Origin of the sequence: Arthrobacter sp. SAFR-044 (assembly GCF_051965175.1) — a bacterium.
Taxonomy (GTDB): Bacteria; Actinomycetota; Actinomycetes; order Actinomycetales; family Micrococcaceae; genus Arthrobacter.
The window spans coordinates 325101-340970 of record NZ_JBQCMK010000003.1 but is presented as its reverse complement, the minus strand read 5'-3'; the positions used below and the strand labels follow the sequence as shown (position 1 = coordinate 340970).

Genomic DNA, 15870 nt, shown 5'->3' with positions numbered 1-15870 from the left:
GCGCACCGTTCGCCAAGCGCCGCGCAAAATTGATGGGATCTTGAGGCAAACCTTGCCCTCTGCGGACATTGCGGGTCCACGCTGGAGTTATCAAACCAAATCATCTTGCGGGGAGCAGGAAGTCATGGGAAGCAGAACAGCGTTGGACACCGACGTTACAACCGTGGGAGGCGTGCTCACAGACCAGCAGCCGCTGGATTTCCACACGCTGGGGCTGGCAGGGTGCATCGACCGGCTGACGGCACCCCTGCGGCAGCGCGGGACCGCGGTCCATTGGGATACTCCGCACTGGGGCATCGAGATCCCGGCGGATTCCGCGTCCCTCCTGTACCAGTCCGCCCGTGAGGCGCTCAGCAACGCGTTCAAGTACTCGGCGGCGCACACGCTCACTATCCAGCTGGCAGCCGTTGACCACGGCATCCGCCTGGTAGTTGCCGACGACGGCACGGGCTTCGACAGCGATCTCGCCACATGCGGGCGTCACCATGGCTATGGGCTGCGGCTCATGGCGGTCGCCGTTCAGGAAGCCGGTGGTGCGGTGGACATCAGCGCCTCCCCCGGGATGGGTACCAGCGTGACGGTGACGCTGCCGCTGGACTGACCCTAAGCCCGGCCTTGCAGGCGCCAAATACGCCTGCCCATTTACTCGGGTGCCCGCCGTTGCTGGGACGGCGGGCACCCGTATGCCTGGTGGGAAACGGAACTAACGGGAGAGCTTGGCGGCGTCCGGTTCCAGGTCTCCGATGTGGCCCGGTGCGTTTGCGGCCAGGACCCTTGCCACGAAAGCTGCATACTCGTCCATGTAGTGGCGCAGGAACTTGGCGGTGGACTCATCCTTGACCTCGCCGTCGGCACCAAAAACATCCGCCTTGTAGGTGACATAGGCCTCCGGCGCGTTCAGCTGCGGCGCGTCAAGGAAGCTCAGGACACTGCGCATGGAGGACTGCATCACAGCAGTACCAATGCTGCCCGGGGAGGCGCCGATAATGCCGGTGGGCTTGCGGGCAAAGGAGTTGGTTCCCCAGGGGCGGGAACCCCAGTCGATCGCGTTCTTCAGGGCGCCCGGGATGGAGCGGTTGTATTCGGGGGACACAAAGAGGATCCCGTCGGCGGCCTCGATGGCTTCCTTTAGGGCCCGGCCTTCCGGTGGGAAGTCTGCATCGTAGTCGTAGCTGTACAGCGGGAGGTCCTTGATGGGGATCTCGGTGAATTCCAGCGCATCCGGAGCGAGTTTGATCAAAGCCTTGGCCAGGACCCGGTTGATGGAGCCGCTTGCCAGGCTGCCCACGAAATATCCGATCTTGTATGTCGCCATGAGTGATCCTTTCCAACAGCCGGTCCTGCCGGCTGGCTGAGTGTGGCCGGAAATGGTGCCGTCGCGGTACAGGGCGGAGAACGGCGGTTGGTGCTCACTGCGTCATCAGTCCAGCACACAAGGACAGCTGCGGCCAGAGGGTGTGGATGGTGCTTGACAGGCGGGGGTGCGGGGCGCTGAATGAGTGGTGCCGCAAACAAGCCATCCCGGCTCAACAGCTGACAGGAGCAGCCATGACTAAGAATCAGGCCAAGGACGACGACGACCGGGTCCACAACCAGTCGCCCGCCGAAGGGGACCCCGACGCGGACCCGCAGGACCTGCGCATGCACTCCCAGGACCCTGCGGAAGGAGCGGACGACGACGGCGACGCCTCCGAAAAATAAGCCCTTCCGGCGGCAGTTGCAGGACCGTGACCTTGCTGCCCGCACTGGGAGGGTTATGACAGGCCCGGCCGCCAGCTGACCATGGGATTCAGTGTGGCGACAGCCGCCCCTTCTCCTTTGCAGGCAAAGGTCAGGTAACGCCGGGATAACGGTTTTTTTAGGCCGTGAGAAGTTACCCAGTCGACGCATGGCACCTGTTTACACCCCCTTTAAGGCAGCCATAGGGTGCTCACCTAAACAAGGTTGAAAGCAGCCTTGGGAAGGGAAAGAGCACCATGAAGAGCAAAATTGCGGTCATGGCCATGGCTGCCCTGAGCTTGATTCTGGCTCTGGTCGCCGGGGGACCTGCCGCGTCAGCCCAAGCCGCCGACAAACCACTGATCGGCCTGACCTTCGATGACGGGCCTTCCGCCGAGCGCACCGCCTTTGTCCTCGACGTTCTCAAGGAGAAGGGCGTCAAGGCCACGTTCTTCCTCCAGGGCTCCCATGCCCAGCAGTACCCTGACCTCGTCCGGCGGATCAAAGCCGAGGGACATGTGATCGGCAACCACTCCTGGAGCCACGCCAACTTCCCCGACCTGACACAGGCGAACCAGAAGCAGGAAGTTGACCGCACCAATACTGCGATCAGCTCGATCACCGGCACCACACCCGTGCTGATGCGCTTCCCGTTCGGCAACAGCAGCTCCTACTCGCTGAACTACCTTAGGAGAATTGGCATGAGCGGCGGAATCCAGTGGCACTGGGAGGTCGGCGAACCCGGCGACTACGAGTGCCCGGGTGCGGCTGGAGTCCAGAAGTACGTGCTGGATGAGGTTGCCCCGGGTGCAATCATTCTGCTCCACGATGGCAACGATGTCCTGTCCTGCCCCGCCTCCCAATGGAACTACCTGTCCAAGACCATCGACGCCATCCGGGCCAAGGGTTACGACTTCGGCGTGGTGGCGCCGTCTGCCACACCCAGCGCGCTCAACGAGGGCTCCTACGGCGTTGTGGTGGCGCCCTGAGTAAGCCCGCCTTTCGGCGGTTTCACCTTTTTGTCCCGGACCGCTCTGGAATCCGAAGCAGCTAATAGGTATGTTGGTAAGCATGCTGATGATTTTTTCCCTGATTGTCAGTCCCCGGTAACAAAGCGAAGGAGACGTTATGAGCACGAAGGTGGAAAAACGCATTCTGGTGAACGTACCGGTGAGCACCGCATACAACCAGTGGACCCAGTTCGAGGAGTTCCCGCACTTCATGGGCGGCGTCAAGAGCGTCACGCAGCTCAGTGACGACAGGCTGGAATGGGTGGCCGAGATCGGCGGCGTCCGCAGGCAGTGGGAAGCCAAGATCCTGGAACAGGTCCCCGACCGGCGAGTTGCCTGGGCCGCCACCGAAGGCGCAACGAACGCCGGCGCCGTGGACTTCGAGGACGTTGGAGGCGGCCAGACGTCCCTCCGGCTGACCCTCGAGTACGAGCCCGAAGGCCTCATTGAGAAGGTCGGCGACAAACTGAACGTCGTTGACCGGCAGGCGGAATCTGACCTTCAGAAGTTCAAGGAATTCATCGAAGACGAAGGCTATGCCAGCGGCGCCTGGCGCGGATCCGTCAACGCCGGCTCCGCCGTTGGCACCCCCGGGGTTGAACACGCGGGCGCCTCCCGCGGCGACTCCGGCAAAGCCGGGGTTTCCGGCAAGGTAGCCGCGGGAGTAGGCATTGCGGCGGCCGCGGGCGCAGCAGCGGCGATGGCAGCCAGTGGCAACAAGGACAGAACAGAAACACCTGACGTGACGGTCACAGAGACCACTCCCGTGGTCCCGGCCGAGCCGGTCGTTCCCGCAGAGCCCCTCACTACCGGCGCCACCACGGGCGCTGCAGACGCGGGGACGGGCATCTCCGGTACCACGGCAGCAGGCACGACGGCGGCGGCAGGTTCTTCCGGTTCCGTCGCCGACCTGGGCAATGACAGGATCGGGCACGCCTTCGACCAGACCAACGGACTGGTGGACACCACCGGTGAGTCCGATGAGACGCTTGAAGGCGAGAACCTGAGCGCCGGGGAACGGCGCGCGGACGACCGCGGCACCGAGGGCGGCCTGCCGCCCGTCGGCGGCAACCTCGGCGGCCACTGACCCGCACTGACTCACAAGCAAGCGCCGCCCGCCTTCCCCCAAGGCGGGCGGCGCTTCCGCGTGGGGGTTACCGGATTCCGCGCAGTTTCACTCCCGCAGCCAGGGCGGCGAGGCTGATGACCGCAATGACCGCCAGGTAGTATCCCGGGGCGACGGCCTGCCCTGTCTGCTGGACCAGATAGGCGGCGATCATGGGCGTGAACCCGCCGAAGGCCACCACTGCGGTGTTGTAGCTGAAGGAGAGGCCCGTGGCCCGGGTTCGCGGGCTGAAGGCGTCGGACATGACGGACGGCAGCGCGCCAAAGTATGCGGCCTTGAGCAAGCCAAGGACCGCCATGACCAGGGCCAGCACCAGGAAGGACCGGGCGCTGATCACCCACAGGAACAAGGGGACGACGGCGAGCAGCAGCACCACAACGGTGGGCACCATGATTGCCAGCCGGCCAAACTTGTCCGAGAGGTGCCCCACCACGGGCGTTCCGAAGGTCAGGATGACGCCGGTGATGATCAGCGACGTGAAGGAAATGCCCGGCTCGAGCCCGAGTTGCTTGATGGCGAAGGTGGGCATGTACTGCAGGATGAAGTTCAGGGCGGTGGAGACGGCCAGGGCGCCGCCTGCGATCAGCATCCCCACTTTCTGCGTGGCAAACACCTCCCTGACGGGCGAATGTTTGTCGTCCTCCGTCTTTTCGGGTAGGGGCAACTCCTTCATTTCCCTGCGGATCAGGAAGCCGGCGGGACCCACCAGCAGCCCAAACAGGAACGGAATGCGCCAACCCCATTCAGTCATTTGGGCGTCAGAAAGAACCGTAGTGAGGACAGCCACCAGGATTGCGGCCAGCAGGCTGCCAAGGCCCTGGCTGGCGAACTGGAAGCTGCCCAGGAATCCTTTTCGCTTGCCGTTCTGCGCGATGAGGTAGGCGGTGGCGGCGCCGAACTCGCCGCCGGCGGAAAAGCCCTGGATGAGGCGGGCCACGACGATCCCGATCGGGGCAAGGATGCCGATGGTTCCGTAGCCCGGCATAAAGGCCAGGAGCGCCGTCCCCAAGACCATGAGCCGGATGGTGACCGTAAGGCCCTTCTTCATGCCGTGCCGGTCAGCGAAGGAGCCCAACACCAACCCCCCGAGGGGCCGGATCAGGTAGGAGACCCCAAACACGGCAAAGGCCTGGATAAGTTCGACGCCGGGATCGTGGCTCGGGAAGAAATTCCGGCCAATATAGATGGCCAGGAGTGCATAGATGGCCACGTCGAACCATTCCAGCGCGTTGCCGATGGTTGCGGCGACGATTCCCCTGGTGGCGGACTGAGTGCCTTCCGTCTTCACGGAACCGGTCTGGTTCTTTTGCTGCGGGATAGTCATGGGGACTCCAAGGGGTTCAGGAAGCTGGGCTGGCCGGTACGGAAGTTTGAGGACTGCCGCTGCCGGCAGGGGTGGCGGCGGTGCCAAGGTCGAAGAAGAGGCCGGCGGCAACCTGCAGGCCCTCGCGGGCCACCGCCTTGAGGAGATGCTCGTCCGGGGCGTGCTGCTGGCAGCCGGGATGGGAATGCGGAACCCACAGCGTTGGCAGGCCAAGGACTTCGGCGAAGACAAAGCTGGGCAGCGATCCGCCAATATTGGGCAACAGCACAGGTGCCCGCCCGGTGGTCTTGGCGAGCGAGGCCAGGGCCCAGGAAACCCAGGGGCTGCCGGGATCGAGCCGGCTGGCAGGGAAGGAATGGCCCACCGTGATGTCAACCATGCCGAATCCGGCAGCATCGAGGTGGCGCCGGACGGCGGACTCCAGGTTTGCTGTGTCCGTTCCCGGGACGAACCTCAGCTGCAGGCTGGCGCTGGCTGAGCCCGGTATGGCATTGACGGGCTTGGCCGGGTTGCCGGCTCCAAGCGCCAAGACTTCCAGGGTGTTCCAGGCGTACAACCGCTCAGCCGGGCCAAGGGCAGAATCTCCCCAGGTGGGGTCGGACTCGGGGTCACCGGGGTTGGGAACCACATCGATGAGTTCCAAGGCTGCGGCAACCGAGTCCGGGATCCCCGCAGGCAGCAATTCCGGAAGCCGGATGACGCCGTGCCCGTCCACCAGGGAAGCCACCGCAGCTGCCACCGTAGTGGCAGGGTTCCTCAGGAGGCCGCCCCAGTTTCCCGAGTGGTAGGAGCTGCTGCGCAGGTCTGCCGTGAGATTGAAGGTCACACCGCCGCGGGCCCCCAGGAAGACGGTGGGGCTGTCGGCCGCCAGGCGCGGGCCGTCCGATCCAACGAACACGTCGGCCCGCAGGGCATCCCGATACTCACGCGCGAAATCAGCGAGGTCAGGCGAACCAATCTCCTCTGCTCCTTCGAGGAGGAACACCAGGTTGAAGCCCAGCCTCCCGCGCTGCTCAAGGAGCAGCCGCAACGCCACGATGTTGATCCAGTGCTGGCCTTTGTTATCCGCCGACCCCCGGGCATACCAACGGTCCCCCTCATCGCTGAGCAGCCAAGGGCTCCTGCCGTTGGTCCATGCCGCAGCCTGGCCATCCACCACATCCGCATGGCCGTAACAGAGAACTGTTGGCAGGCCGGGGCCTTCCTGCCGCGTCGCCAGCAGGAACGAGTTGTTGCCGCCGCGCCAGGAATCGAAACGCTCAACGGAGCAGCCAAGGGAGGCGAAGGCAGGCTCAATGACCTCATCAAGGTATGACTTCAGTGCAACCCGGCCTTCCGGCGTCGAACTCTCCGACGGGTACGAGACAATCCTTTCCAGGTCGGACTGGAAGCTGCCGGAGTCAACGTACCCCCCCGCTGTCACCGCTAGTTGCTCGCGCTGCTGCATGGATGGTCACCCTTTGATCGTGGAACGTGAGTTCAAAATTAAGGCCGGGGAGCGAAAACGACCAGTATCATTTTGTCGACGAGCTTTGACTTTTATGCAAACCAGTAGGAAGACGGGCCGCCCTTTGAACATGCTCACCCCGGCGCTGCTGTACTTCCATGCGGTTGCGCAGGAGGGCACCCTCACCGATGCGGCTGGAAAACTCCACGTCTCCGCCTCCGCCATCAGCCGGCAAATCAACAGGCTGGAGTCGTCGCTGGGCACACCGCTGTTCAACCGGCACGCGCGGGGAGTGGAACTGACCGAGGCCGGCCGGCTCCTGCTCGCCTATGTCCGCCGGGCGGAGGCGGAAGGGGCAGCCGTGCGCGAAGAGCTCCTGGTGTCCGTGCAGCGAAAGACCCGAACGCTGCGGGTGGCATGCGCCGAAGGATTTGCCCGTGTCTGGGTTCCATCAGCCATCGCATCCTTCAGCAGGCAGCACGACGACGTGGAATTCCACCTTGACGTGGTCTCCTCCTCTGAGGGCACCAGGCGGGTTGCAGAGGGCGAGGCGGATGTTGCGGCGGTTTTCTCCCTGGGACCCCAGTCGAGGGTAACGGTGGAGCACTCCATGCCCACCCCCGTCGCGTTTGCCTTGGTTGCCCCCGGCCACCCCCTGGCGGCCCACCCCCGCGCCACCCTCCAGGACCTGTGCCGCTACAAGCTGGCCATCACCGCCCCGGGATCCAGCCAGCGGGAACTCCTGGACCTCGCCCTGCAGATCGAAGGCCTCACACCGTCGATCACCCTGCAAAGCGACCACATCAACCCGGTGATCCAGTTCGCCCGCTCCGGGACCGGGGTTTCCCTGGTCAGTGGGCTGTCACTGGACCGCCGGGACCGGGAGGACCTGGTGGCCGTTCCCGTTGATCACCCAGTGCTTCGGCAGCGGCAGGGCCAGATCCAGACCATGACCGGCCGGACCCAGCCGGCCATCCTCACCGCCTTCGTGGACGCCCTCATCGACGCCTTGGAGTTGTTCGCCTGAACCAATCCCGGCTACTTGTGGGCTGCTGCCTGCAGCAGCGGCACGGTGCGGGTGGGCATCACTTCCACCAGGGACATGGCGGTGCTGGTACGGACGACGCCGTCGATCGCGAGCATCGCATTGGTGATGCGGTGCAGGTCGGCCGGGTCCCTCGCGGCCACCTTGGCCATAAGGTCGGCATCGCCGGTGGTGGCATGCATCTCGATGATCTCCGGAATAGTCTGCAGGGCCGCCACGGCCAGGTCGCTGGAGGACTGGCTGATGGAAATCGAGATGAAGGCGATGAGCGGCAGGCCCAGCGCCTCAGTCCGCACCCGCTGGCTGAAGGGTGCCAGGCTGCCGTCGTTGGCCAGCCGGCGGAGCCGGGCATGCACGGTATTGCGGGCCACGCCCAGCGTCCGCGAGAGGGACAGGACAGTAGCCTGCGGGTCCCGGTCCAGTGTGAGGAGGATCTCTGCGTCAAGGGCATCAATGAGGTGCACAGTGAGCATTTTGCCACTTCCAAAGACATGAACCGCTGGATCTGTCCTGTGCAATCCGGCCGTGTTGCGCAAACGTCCTGAAGTCCCGCACCATGCTGTCCATGACCAGCACCCTTCCCGAAGCCGCGGCACCCGAGGTCCGCGCCGCCGTCGCCCAGCTTCCCGCTTACGTGGCCGGCAAGAGCGCCCAGTCGGGCCTGACCGCTGCCCTTGCCTCGAATGAAAGCCACTTTCCTCCCCTGCCGTCCGTCGTCGAGGCGATTGCCGCAGAGGCGGGAAGAATCCACCGGTACCCGAGCATGGGCGCGATGGAGGCGCGCGAAGCGATTGCCGCGCACTTTGGCGTCAGCGCTGATGAGGTCGCGGCCGGACCAGGAAGCTCCGGGGTGCTGCAGCAGATCATTTCGGCCGTCTGCGGGCACGGCGACGAAGTGGTGTATGCCTGGCGGTCCTTCGAGGCCTACCCCATCCTGGTGGCGGTGGCCGGCGCCGTTTCGGTCCCCGTGCCGCTGCTGGACGACGAGCACCACGATCTCACCGCCATGGCCGCCGCCGTCACCGACCGGACCCGGCTGGTGATCCTGTGCTCGCCAAACAACCCCACCGGCGTATCCATCAGCCCCGAGGCGCTGGAGGAGTTCCTCCAGTCCGTTCCCCCGCGGGTGCTGGTGGTGCTGGACGAGGCGTACGTCGAGTTCCAGCGCGGCCCCGGCATCGACTCGCTGGACTTCTACCGCCGCTACCCCAACCTCTGCATCCTGCGGACCTTCTCCAAGGCCTACGGACTGGCGGGGCTGCGGATCGGCTATGCCATCGCCCGGCCTGAAATCGCCGAAGGCCTTCGGCGCACGGCCGTTCCTTTTGGCGTCAACAGGATGGCGCAGGCGGCCGCGGTGGCCTCGCTTGCTGCGGAGGAGGAGATCCTTGAGCGCACCGAGGAGGTGGCGCAGGAGCGGACCCGCGTGACCGCGGCCCTTCGCAGCTATGGCTGGGACGTCCCGGACAGCCAGGCCAACTTCTACTGGCTGCGGGCTTCCGACGGGCTGCGCGTGCAACTCCTTGAGGCGTTGACCCAAGCTGACATCCTGGCCCGCGGCTACGCTGCCGACGGCGTCCGGATCACCCTGGCCGATGCCGCCACCAATGACCGCGTACTTGCGGTCCTGGCGGACCGCGGAAAGTTCGCGGCCCAGTGAGCACCCCCACAGAAGCTACCGCCGCAGCCACGGCTGCTGCCGCGTCCACTGCTGCCCCGGGCACGCACCCGGAAGAGCCGACGGCGGGACGTTCCCTGCCGCCGTCGGCCGTCCGCCATTCCGTGGTGGAGGATGTCCTGGGCATTTTGACCGGCACCTTTGCGGCGTCGCTGGGGCTGTTCCTGCTCAAGTCGAGCGGGGCCGTTACCGGCGGCACGGCGGGCCTGGCGCTCCTGCTCAGCTACTCGGTGGCGCTTCCGTTCGGTGTCATCTTCTTCGCCGTGAACCTGCCGTTCTTCGCGCTGGCGGTTTGGAAGAAAGGCTGGAACTTCGCCCTCAGGACAGGCGCCGCGATCACCCTGGTGTCCGTGATGGCCAGCCTGCACCCTGCCGCCCTGGGGTCCCTCCACCTTGACCCGGTGTACGGGGTGATGGGCGGAAACCTGCTCGCCGGCGTCGGACTCCTGATCCTCTTCCGGCACCAGTCAAGCCTGGGCGGCTTCAACATCCTGGCCCTGCTCCTGCAGGAGAAGCTGAACTGGCGCGCCGGGTATGTGCAGATGGTGCTGGACGTGGCCATCGTCCTGGCATCGCTGGTCCTGGTTTCGCCGTTGTTGGTGCTGCTGTCCGCTGCCGGAGCCACCTTGCTTAACCTTATCCTCGCGCTGAACCACCGGCCCGGGCGGTACCTGGGAAGATAGGCACCGGAAAGTAGGCGCGGACCAGCGCTTTTATTCCCCGGAACCGGCTGAAATATCTGTGCAGGGGCGGGTGTTGCCGCCACTATGACAACAATCGGAATCATCGGTGCAGGACATATTGGCAGCCAGGTTGCGCGGAAGGCCGTGGACCTGGGCTACGACGTGGTCATCAGCAACTCCCGCGGGCCGGCGACCCTCCAGGACCTGGTGGCTGAGCTTGGCCCGAAGGCCCGGGCGGCCACTTCAGCTGAAGCGGCAGCCGCGGGGGAGTTCGCCGTGGTGACCGTGCCCCTGAAAAGCTACAAAGACGTCCCGGTTGAGCCGTTGGCCGGCAAGGTTGTGATTGACACGAACAACTACTACTGGGAGCGGGACGGCAGAATCCCCGCCCTGGACAACGGCGAGGCCACCACCTCCGGACTGCTGCAGGAGCACCTGCCGCAGTCAAAGGTGGCCAAGGGCTTCAACCACATCATGGCCAAGGACATCACCACTGACGGGTCGCCCGCCGGCAGTGAAGACAGGCGGGCCCTGGCCACCGCCAGCGACTACCCTGAAGCTGCCGAACTGGTGACCCGCCTCTACGACGAGTTCGGATTCGACACCGTCAACGTGGGCCCGCTCTCCGAGAGCTGGCGCGTGGAGCGGGACCGCCCGGCGTACGTGAAGCGGCAGACCGCGGCCCAGCTGAAGGACAACCTGGCCAAGGCGCCGCGCACCATCTGAACCGCCGTGCCCCAACTGGCTGGCAGTTTCCACTGCCGGCCAGTTGCGCCTTTGGCTCTACTTCCAAGCGGGAAGAAGCACCACTTCGAACGGGCTGGGCGGCTGGTTGAACTGGGCGTTGACGGCGGCGAGCGTGTCTTCGAACAAGGCCACGGTGGTGGGAACGTTGAACGCGTCGCTCTTAAGGGTGTGCCTTATCCCGCCGGACCGCAGGTCGTCGGACAGGTCGATGCGTGCTATCTGGTTCAGTTGGTTCTGGACCGCCCAGACGTTGTCGCCTTGCACCAGGATTCCGTCAACGAACGGGACGCTGATGCCCTCGATGGCTGCGCTTTCGCCTGTTCCAGGGTCAACGGTGTACAGCGCGCTGTCGGCCGTGTGCGCCACGATCAGCACGTCGCCATCCCGGGCTGAGGCGATGCCGTTGAGATTGAAGCCGGGCGTGAGGTCCGCTGCCGGGCCACTCAGTTTCAGGGTCTTCACCGTGCCCAGTTCGCCGTCCCCTCCCACCGGCAGGAAATAAAGTTCCGCCGCGGCTGAGTTGGTAAACCACGCGCCCTCGCTGGTCAGGGTGACGTCGTTGATGAATCCCTTGGCCAGGTCAACATCGGCAACCTGTGCCCCGGTGTCGGTGTTGTAGACGAATGCCTTCCCTGTGTCGGCGCCCGCGACGAACAGCAGGTCATGACAGGTGTCGACCTTCATCCCCGCTGCCGCGCGTCCTGCCGGTGCGTCAATGAAGCGGGTGGCGGTCCTGCTACGGATATCGCCGCGGAAAATATCGCCGGTGGTGAGTTCCCCTGCATAGAAAGTGTTGCCCTCCCCGGCCGCAATGCCCTCGGCGGAGGTGGCGCCGTCGAGCACTATCTCCCCTGAAGGGGGCGCGGCCGACGCCGGAAGGGCTGTGGGGAGGAGCAGTGAAAGCAGGGCGACAAGTCCCGCGGCGGCAGGGCGGCGTACTGTTCGGCGCATGCTGGTTCCTTAGTCTGGTTGATGCGCGCGGGGCCCATCTGCGGAGGCTCCGCACGATTGGTGCTGCCATTTTAAGCGAAGCCGGAGGTCGCGCGAAGGCATCGGGCTACCCAATCTGCTTACAATCGAAGCCTCTGACCACTACCGAGGGACCCATGAAGAAATTCGCCACAGCCCTGTTTGCCGCCGGCCTCGTTGCTTCCGCTACGGCCTGCACCGCCACACACCAACTGACCACCGCTGAGACCTGCGAGCGGATCCAGGCCGTTGTGTCGAACCCCGCCAACAACGCCGGCAAGACGGGCATGAACAACCTCGCAAACCAGATCCGCCCCATCCACGCCGTCGCCTCGGACGACCTCAAGCCCGCCCTCGCGTCGATCCTGGCGTACACGGACGAACAGGCCAAGGAGAACCCGGACAAGGACAAGCTGGCTGATCTGCAGTCGGGCTACCAGGAAGCCGGCAGCACGTACAGCAAGTTCTGTGGCCAGGCCGGCGGCCAATAGCCGGTTGATCCAGCCCGGGCGTCCTGTTCGGCGCCCGGGCTTCGTCGTCACAGCGTGGCCGGGTCGGTGTTGGCACCGCACAGGATGACGGCCACGCGTTCATCCTCCGCCGGCACATATGCACCGGACATCAGCGCCGCGTAGGCGGCTGCGGCGCCGTGCTCCACCACGATCCGGTAGTCGTTCCACAGCGCGGAACGTGCTTGGATGATGTCCGCGTCCGCTACCAGGACGCTGACGACGCCGCGGCGGACCGCGACAGAGAAGCCGATGTCGCCTGCGCGGCGGGCACCCAGGGAATCAGCTGCCACCCCGGATACCGCCACATCCACCGGCTCACCCGCTGCCAGGGCAGCGTGCAGGGTTGGCGCGGTCCCGGGTTCCACGGCCACCACTTTCGCTGATCCTTCGACGGCGGCAGCTACTCCCGCCATCAGCCCGCCGCCACCCACCGCCACCAGGATGGTGTCGACGTCCGGCACCTGTTCCAGCAGCTCCGAGCCAACCGTTCCGGCGCCGGCGGCGATCTCGGGCTGGTCATACGCGTGGCAGTAGACAGCGCCGGTTTCCTCTGCGCAAGCCACGGCAGCCTGGTAGGCGGCCGCGTACTCCGCACCGCCTTGGACCACCGTGGCGCCGATCGCCTTCAGCTTGGCCACCTTGACGGCCGGCGCGGTTTCAGGAACGAAGACAGTGGCCGGCACTCCCAGCTGCTTCGCGGCATAGGCATTGGCCAGGCCCGCATTTCCGCCGGAGGCCACCACGATGCCCACGTCGGCGCGCAGCTCCCCGCGCTCCTTGCTGGCCAGGATCCGGTTGAGGGCGCCGCGGGCCTTGAACGTGCCAGTGTGCTGCATGAACTCGCACTTGAACCAAACCTGGGCGTTGGATGCCCCGGAGTCCGCCTGCATTACAGGCGTCCTGCGGAGAAGGCCAGCCGTCCGGCGTGCCGCCTGGTCGATGTCGGTGTGGCTGATCATCCTTAGACTTCGTCGTCCCAGCTGCCCGGCTCCGTCAGCGCTTCTTCCGGTTTGTGCTCCCGGGCTGCTTCTTCGCCTCCGACGTACGACGCCGGGACGGTGCCGGCAGCGTGGGCCTGCTGTTCTTCCCGGATATTCGCCGCGCCGGGCTGCTCCGGGTGCTGGCCGGACTGGGGCGCCTTTGTGACTTCCTGCCTGGCCTCGTCCGGGTCGCCCGGACCGCGGAGGTCTGCGGTGTTCTGGGGATCGTCGCTGGAAACGGTCATGGTCCTGCCTTTCACCTGGGAATTGCCTGTTCCTGTTACGGAACCGACGTGTTCGGCCGGGGAAACCCTGCCCGCCTCCAGCCTACGGTCTAGAGGTAGTCGGAGGCCCGTTCCCTGGCGATTTCCAGCAGCGTGGAGTGGAAGGCCACTTCCGCCGGGGCGTAGACCTTGTCCTGGCGCTGCGCCAGCAAGACGCGGCGAAGCGGGGCGGCCTCACCCAGGCTCAGTACCCGCACATCGGGATGCTGGAGCGCCACAGCAGTCTTGGGGACCATTGCCACCCCCATGCCCACACTGACCATGGCCTGCGCCTCCTGGTAGTCGTTGGCCTGGAAGGCGATGGCGGGTTCGAAGCCAGCGTCGTGGGCGGACCGCTGCAGCACCTCCACGACAGGATGCGCCTCCGCACGTACGATCCACGATTCATTGCGCAGGTCCTCCATGCTGACCTGTTCCCTGTCGGCCAGCCGGTGGCCCCGGGCCACCAGGACCACAGTGCTTTCCCGGAACACCTCAGTCACCCGAATGGCATCGTCATGGAAGGGATTCCAAGGGTAGTCCCAGAGGAGGCACAGGCCGGTAACCCCCGATTCAAGGTCCCCCACGAGTTCGTCGAAGCGGGCACTGCGCAGCGACAGCCCGATGGCCGGATAGCGCTTCTTGAAGGCCCGGATGACGATGGGCAGGAAAGACCCTGCCAGCGTGGGAAACGTCCCCACCGTCAGCGATCCCCTGTTGAGCCCTGCGAGTTGGTTCAGGTCGGATTGGGCCGCCTGCATCTGCCTGACAATTTTCCTGGCGTGGCCCGCCAGCATTTGGCCTGCTTCTGTAGGGACCACGCCGCGGGAACGGCGGTTCAGCAGCGGCTGCCCTACTTCCTGCTCCAACTTTCGGAGCTGTTGGGACACAGCCGACGGACTGTACATCTTGAGCTCGGCCGCGGCCGTGATGGATCCCTGCTCCACCACCTCCAACAGCAAGGAGAGCCGACGGACGTCGAATAAAAAGTCGTCTTCACCGTGAAGCATCTCTTAATCCTTCTCTGTTTTCGGTTCAAGGCCTGAAGGGGCGTCCTCCGGTCCCGCTTTCCGGGGGACTTTTCCGCTATCCGATGAACGACGCACGGCTTCTCCATCCCACTGACACCAGTGATTGAAGCAATGCTACATACCTCTACGACTATTGAACATTGTCTTCATCTGTGATCCGGCTCATTCTCGATTCAGGCGCCGAAACGGAAAACAGGCACAAGGAGATGTGGGAACAATGAGGTTTGAAGCGGAATGGATGCGCGGCGGCACCAGCAAGTGCTGGGTGTTTGAAGCCGAGCACCTCCAGGAAGGCGGCGCCGGCTTGGATGTACTGCTGCCGCGGTTGTTCGGAAGCCCGGATTCACGGCAGATCGACGGCGTGGGCGGTGCAACCTCCACCACCAGCAAGGCAGTAATCCTGCACCGCCCCGCTGGGGACGGGGTGGACATCGAGTTCACCTTCGCCCAGGTAGGCATTGAAGAAGCCATCGTGGACTGGGGCAGCAACTGCGGAAACTGCTCGGCTGTGGTGGGCCTGTATGCCATCGAGAAAGGTTGGGTCCTTCCCCAGGGCGACGTGACCCGCGTGGTTACCCGAAACACCAACACCGGACAGGTCATCGTCCAGCGGGTAGCCACTCCGTCCGGGGAGCTCCCGGAGGTCCCTGCGGCGCACATGCCGGGCGTACCGTTCCCGGGCTACCAAGTGGGGCTGGGCTTCCTGGACCCGGCCGGGAAAACCACCGGGGCACTGCTGCCCACCGGCGCGGCAACGGACGTAGTCACGGCCGGCGGAACCCGCTGGACCGTCTCGATGGTGGATGCCGGAGCGCCCGTGGTGATGGTGCAGGCCGCTGAACTGGGCCTGGACCTGGCCCGCTACGAGAGCTGGCAGACCGGCGTTGAGCAACAGCTCGGCGTCCTGGAGCAGATCCGCCGGCAGGCGGCGGTGCGGATGGGACTGGCGGCCACCACTGCCGGTGCGGCCCGCGCCATTCCCAAGCTCGCCGTCGTCGGACGTTCCACTGCCACGGAGCCCGGGTGCGACCTGAACGTCATGATGCTTTCGATGGGCCAGCCGCACCCCGCGCTGGCCATCACCGGAAGCATCGCCCTCACCCTGGCCGCCCGGACGCCGGGAACTGTCCTTCACGCCATCACCGGCGGCTCCGCGGGCGCCACCCTGCGCCTGCGCACCCCTGCCGGCGTCATCGAGACGTGGAGCGAGGAACACGACGGAAGCCTGCTGGTCGGCGTCGACCGCACGGCCCGCACCCTCGCTACCACCATCATCCATCTCCCCGAGGTTTCCGGCAGCGCCGCCGCTGCCTCCCTCGCGGGCGCTACCCTCTGA

Annotated in this window: 18 protein-coding genes; 10 read left to right on the top strand and 8 right to left on the bottom strand. The window is 65.3% G+C overall.

The genetic code is table 11. From position 1 onward, the window contains the following. Positions 1–124: 124 nt before the first annotated feature. Positions 125–601: a sensor histidine kinase gene (locus ACTHQS_RS06650; protein WP_440167190.1), complete on the top strand. Its 477-nt coding sequence runs from the start codon at positions 125–127 to the stop codon at positions 599–601. Between the two features lie 102 nt (positions 602–703). On the opposite strand, the gene ACTHQS_RS06645 is transcribed toward ACTHQS_RS06650, so the two are convergent. Next, positions 704–1315 carry an NADPH-dependent FMN reductase gene (locus ACTHQS_RS06645; RefSeq protein WP_440167188.1) on the bottom strand — a complete coding sequence of 204 codons (612 nt, stop codon included), beginning with the start codon at positions 1313–1315 and terminating at the stop codon, positions 704–706. 233 nt (positions 1316–1548) lie between these two features. Between ACTHQS_RS06645 and ACTHQS_RS06640 the strand changes: the two genes are divergently transcribed. From ACTHQS_RS06640 to ACTHQS_RS06630, 3 genes are all read left to right on the top strand, one after another. Then, complete coding sequence (locus tag ACTHQS_RS06640) at positions 1549–1701, top strand: hypothetical protein (RefSeq protein ID WP_440167186.1); 153 nt, start codon at positions 1549–1551, stop codon at positions 1699–1701. Between the two features lie 275 nt (positions 1702–1976). Next, complete coding sequence (locus ACTHQS_RS06635; protein WP_440167185.1) at positions 1977–2708, top strand: polysaccharide deacetylase family protein; 732 nt, start codon at positions 1977–1979, stop codon at positions 2706–2708. A gap of 139 nt (positions 2709–2847) precedes the next feature. After that, a complete protein-coding gene (locus tag ACTHQS_RS06630; RefSeq protein ID WP_440167183.1) occupies positions 2848–3816 on the top strand; it encodes an SRPBCC family protein in 969 nt (322 codons plus the stop codon). A gap of 67 nt (positions 3817–3883) precedes the next feature. Here the strand turns inward: ACTHQS_RS06630 and ACTHQS_RS06625 are convergent, their stop codons facing one another. Then, the gene (locus ACTHQS_RS06625; protein WP_440167182.1) at positions 3884–5179 is read right to left on the bottom strand and encodes an MFS transporter; all 1296 of its coding nucleotides are present in this window, start codon (positions 5177–5179) and stop codon (positions 3884–3886) included. Positions 5180–5195: 16 nt separating this feature from the next. Then, positions 5196–6626 carry a M20 family metallopeptidase gene (locus ACTHQS_RS06620; protein WP_440167180.1) on the bottom strand — a complete coding sequence of 477 codons (1431 nt, stop codon included), beginning with the start codon at positions 6624–6626 and terminating at the stop codon, positions 5196–5198. Between the two features lie 130 nt (positions 6627–6756). On the opposite strand from ACTHQS_RS06620, the gene ACTHQS_RS06615 reads away from it, so the two are divergent. Then, on the top strand, positions 6757–7653 hold the full coding sequence (locus ACTHQS_RS06615) for a LysR family transcriptional regulator (protein ID WP_440167419.1): 897 nt from the start codon (positions 6757–6759) through the stop codon (positions 7651–7653). Between the two features lie 11 nt (positions 7654–7664). On the opposite strand, the gene ACTHQS_RS06610 is transcribed toward ACTHQS_RS06615, so the two are convergent. After that, a complete protein-coding gene (locus tag ACTHQS_RS06610) occupies positions 7665–8144 on the bottom strand; it encodes an Lrp/AsnC family transcriptional regulator (protein ID WP_440167178.1) in 480 nt (159 codons plus the stop codon). 83 nt (positions 8145–8227) lie between these two features. Between ACTHQS_RS06610 and hisC the strand changes: the two genes are divergently transcribed. The 3 genes from hisC (at position 8228) to ACTHQS_RS06595 (ending at position 10758) form a co-directional block, all read left to right on the top strand. Further along, complete coding sequence (gene hisC / locus ACTHQS_RS06605; RefSeq protein ID WP_440167176.1) at positions 8228–9331, top strand: histidinol-phosphate transaminase; 1104 nt, start codon at positions 8228–8230, stop codon at positions 9329–9331. After that, positions 9328–10032, top strand: coding sequence for a YitT family protein (locus ACTHQS_RS06600; RefSeq protein ID WP_440167175.1), 705 nt, complete (start codon positions 9328–9330; stop codon positions 10030–10032). The genes hisC and ACTHQS_RS06600 overlap by 4 nt, the downstream gene beginning before the upstream one ends. A gap of 84 nt (positions 10033–10116) precedes the next feature. Next, positions 10117–10758: an NADPH-dependent F420 reductase gene (locus ACTHQS_RS06595; RefSeq protein WP_440167173.1), complete on the top strand. Its 642-nt coding sequence runs from the start codon at positions 10117–10119 to the stop codon at positions 10756–10758. 57 nt (positions 10759–10815) lie between these two features. Here ACTHQS_RS06595 and ACTHQS_RS06590 read toward each other — a convergent pair whose 3' ends face one another. Then, positions 10816–11730, bottom strand: coding sequence for a hypothetical protein (locus tag ACTHQS_RS06590; RefSeq protein ID WP_440167171.1), 915 nt, complete (start codon positions 11728–11730; stop codon positions 10816–10818). Positions 11731–11885: 155 nt separating this feature from the next. On the opposite strand from ACTHQS_RS06590, the gene ACTHQS_RS06585 reads away from it, so the two are divergent. After that, entirely contained in the window at positions 11886–12239 is a 354-nt protein-coding gene (locus ACTHQS_RS06585; RefSeq protein ID WP_324643235.1) for a hypothetical protein, read from the top strand. 47 nt (positions 12240–12286) lie between these two features. On the opposite strand, the gene ACTHQS_RS06580 is transcribed toward ACTHQS_RS06585, so the two are convergent. The 3 genes from ACTHQS_RS06580 to ACTHQS_RS06570 form a co-directional block, all read right to left on the bottom strand. Next, positions 12287–13219, bottom strand: a complete 933-nt coding sequence (locus ACTHQS_RS06580) for a threonine/serine dehydratase (RefSeq protein ID WP_440167170.1) — start codon at positions 13217–13219, stop codon at positions 12287–12289. Between the two features lie 2 nt (positions 13220–13221). Then, the gene (locus ACTHQS_RS06575; RefSeq protein WP_440167168.1) at positions 13222–13485 is read right to left on the bottom strand and encodes a hypothetical protein; all 264 of its coding nucleotides are present in this window, start codon (positions 13483–13485) and stop codon (positions 13222–13224) included. An 89-nt stretch (positions 13486–13574) separates the two neighbouring features. Further along, on the bottom strand, positions 13575–14513 hold the full coding sequence (locus tag ACTHQS_RS06570; protein WP_440167167.1) for a LysR substrate-binding domain-containing protein: 939 nt from the start codon (positions 14511–14513) through the stop codon (positions 13575–13577). Positions 14514–14751: 238 nt separating this feature from the next. On the opposite strand from ACTHQS_RS06570, the gene ACTHQS_RS06565 reads away from it, so the two are divergent. Next, on the top strand, positions 14752–15870 hold the full coding sequence (locus ACTHQS_RS06565) for a PrpF domain-containing protein (RefSeq protein WP_440167166.1): 1119 nt from the start codon (positions 14752–14754) through the stop codon (positions 15868–15870).

Bases quoted from the DNA above. Each gene is read 5' to 3' on its own strand.
- ACTHQS_RS06645 (WP_440167188.1), bottom strand. From the start codon at position 1,315: ATGGCGACATACAAGATCGGATATTTCGTGGGCAGCCTGGCAAGCGGC.
- hisC (WP_440167176.1), top strand. From the start codon at position 8,228: ATGCTGTCCATGACCAGCACCCTTCCCGAAGCCGCGGCACCCGAGGTC.
- ACTHQS_RS06650 (WP_440167190.1), top strand. From the start codon at position 125: ATGGGAAGCAGAACAGCGTTGGACACCGACGTTACAACCGTGGGAGGC.
- ACTHQS_RS06570 (WP_440167167.1), bottom strand. From the start codon at position 14,513: ATGCTTCACGGTGAAGACGACTTTTTATTCGACGTCCGTCGGCTCTCC.
- ACTHQS_RS06575 (WP_440167168.1), bottom strand. From the start codon at position 13,485: ATGACCGTTTCCAGCGACGATCCCCAGAACACCGCAGACCTCCGCGGT.
- ACTHQS_RS06635 (WP_440167185.1), top strand. From the start codon at position 1,977: ATGAAGAGCAAAATTGCGGTCATGGCCATGGCTGCCCTGAGCTTGATT.
- ACTHQS_RS06630 (WP_440167183.1), top strand. From the start codon at position 2,848: ATGAGCACGAAGGTGGAAAAACGCATTCTGGTGAACGTACCGGTGAGC.
- ACTHQS_RS06590 (WP_440167171.1), bottom strand. From the start codon at position 11,730: ATGCGCCGAACAGTACGCCGCCCTGCCGCCGCGGGACTTGTCGCCCTG.
- ACTHQS_RS06620 (WP_440167180.1), bottom strand. From the start codon at position 6,626: ATGCAGCAGCGCGAGCAACTAGCGGTGACAGCGGGGGGGTACGTTGAC.
- ACTHQS_RS06580 (WP_440167170.1), bottom strand. From the start codon at position 13,219: ATGATCAGCCACACCGACATCGACCAGGCGGCACGCCGGACGGCTGGC.
- ACTHQS_RS06565 (WP_440167166.1), top strand. From the start codon at position 14,752: ATGAGGTTTGAAGCGGAATGGATGCGCGGCGGCACCAGCAAGTGCTGG.
- ACTHQS_RS06610 (WP_440167178.1), bottom strand. From the start codon at position 8,144: ATGCTCACTGTGCACCTCATTGATGCCCTTGACGCAGAGATCCTCCTC.
- ACTHQS_RS06595 (WP_440167173.1), top strand. From the start codon at position 10,117: ATGACAACAATCGGAATCATCGGTGCAGGACATATTGGCAGCCAGGTT.
- ACTHQS_RS06615 (WP_440167419.1), top strand. From the start codon at position 6,757: ATGCTCACCCCGGCGCTGCTGTACTTCCATGCGGTTGCGCAGGAGGGC.
- ACTHQS_RS06625 (WP_440167182.1), bottom strand. From the start codon at position 5,179: ATGACTATCCCGCAGCAAAAGAACCAGACCGGTTCCGTGAAGACGGAA.
- ACTHQS_RS06585 (WP_324643235.1), top strand. From the start codon at position 11,886: ATGAAGAAATTCGCCACAGCCCTGTTTGCCGCCGGCCTCGTTGCTTCC.
- ACTHQS_RS06640 (WP_440167186.1), top strand. From the start codon at position 1,549: ATGACTAAGAATCAGGCCAAGGACGACGACGACCGGGTCCACAACCAG.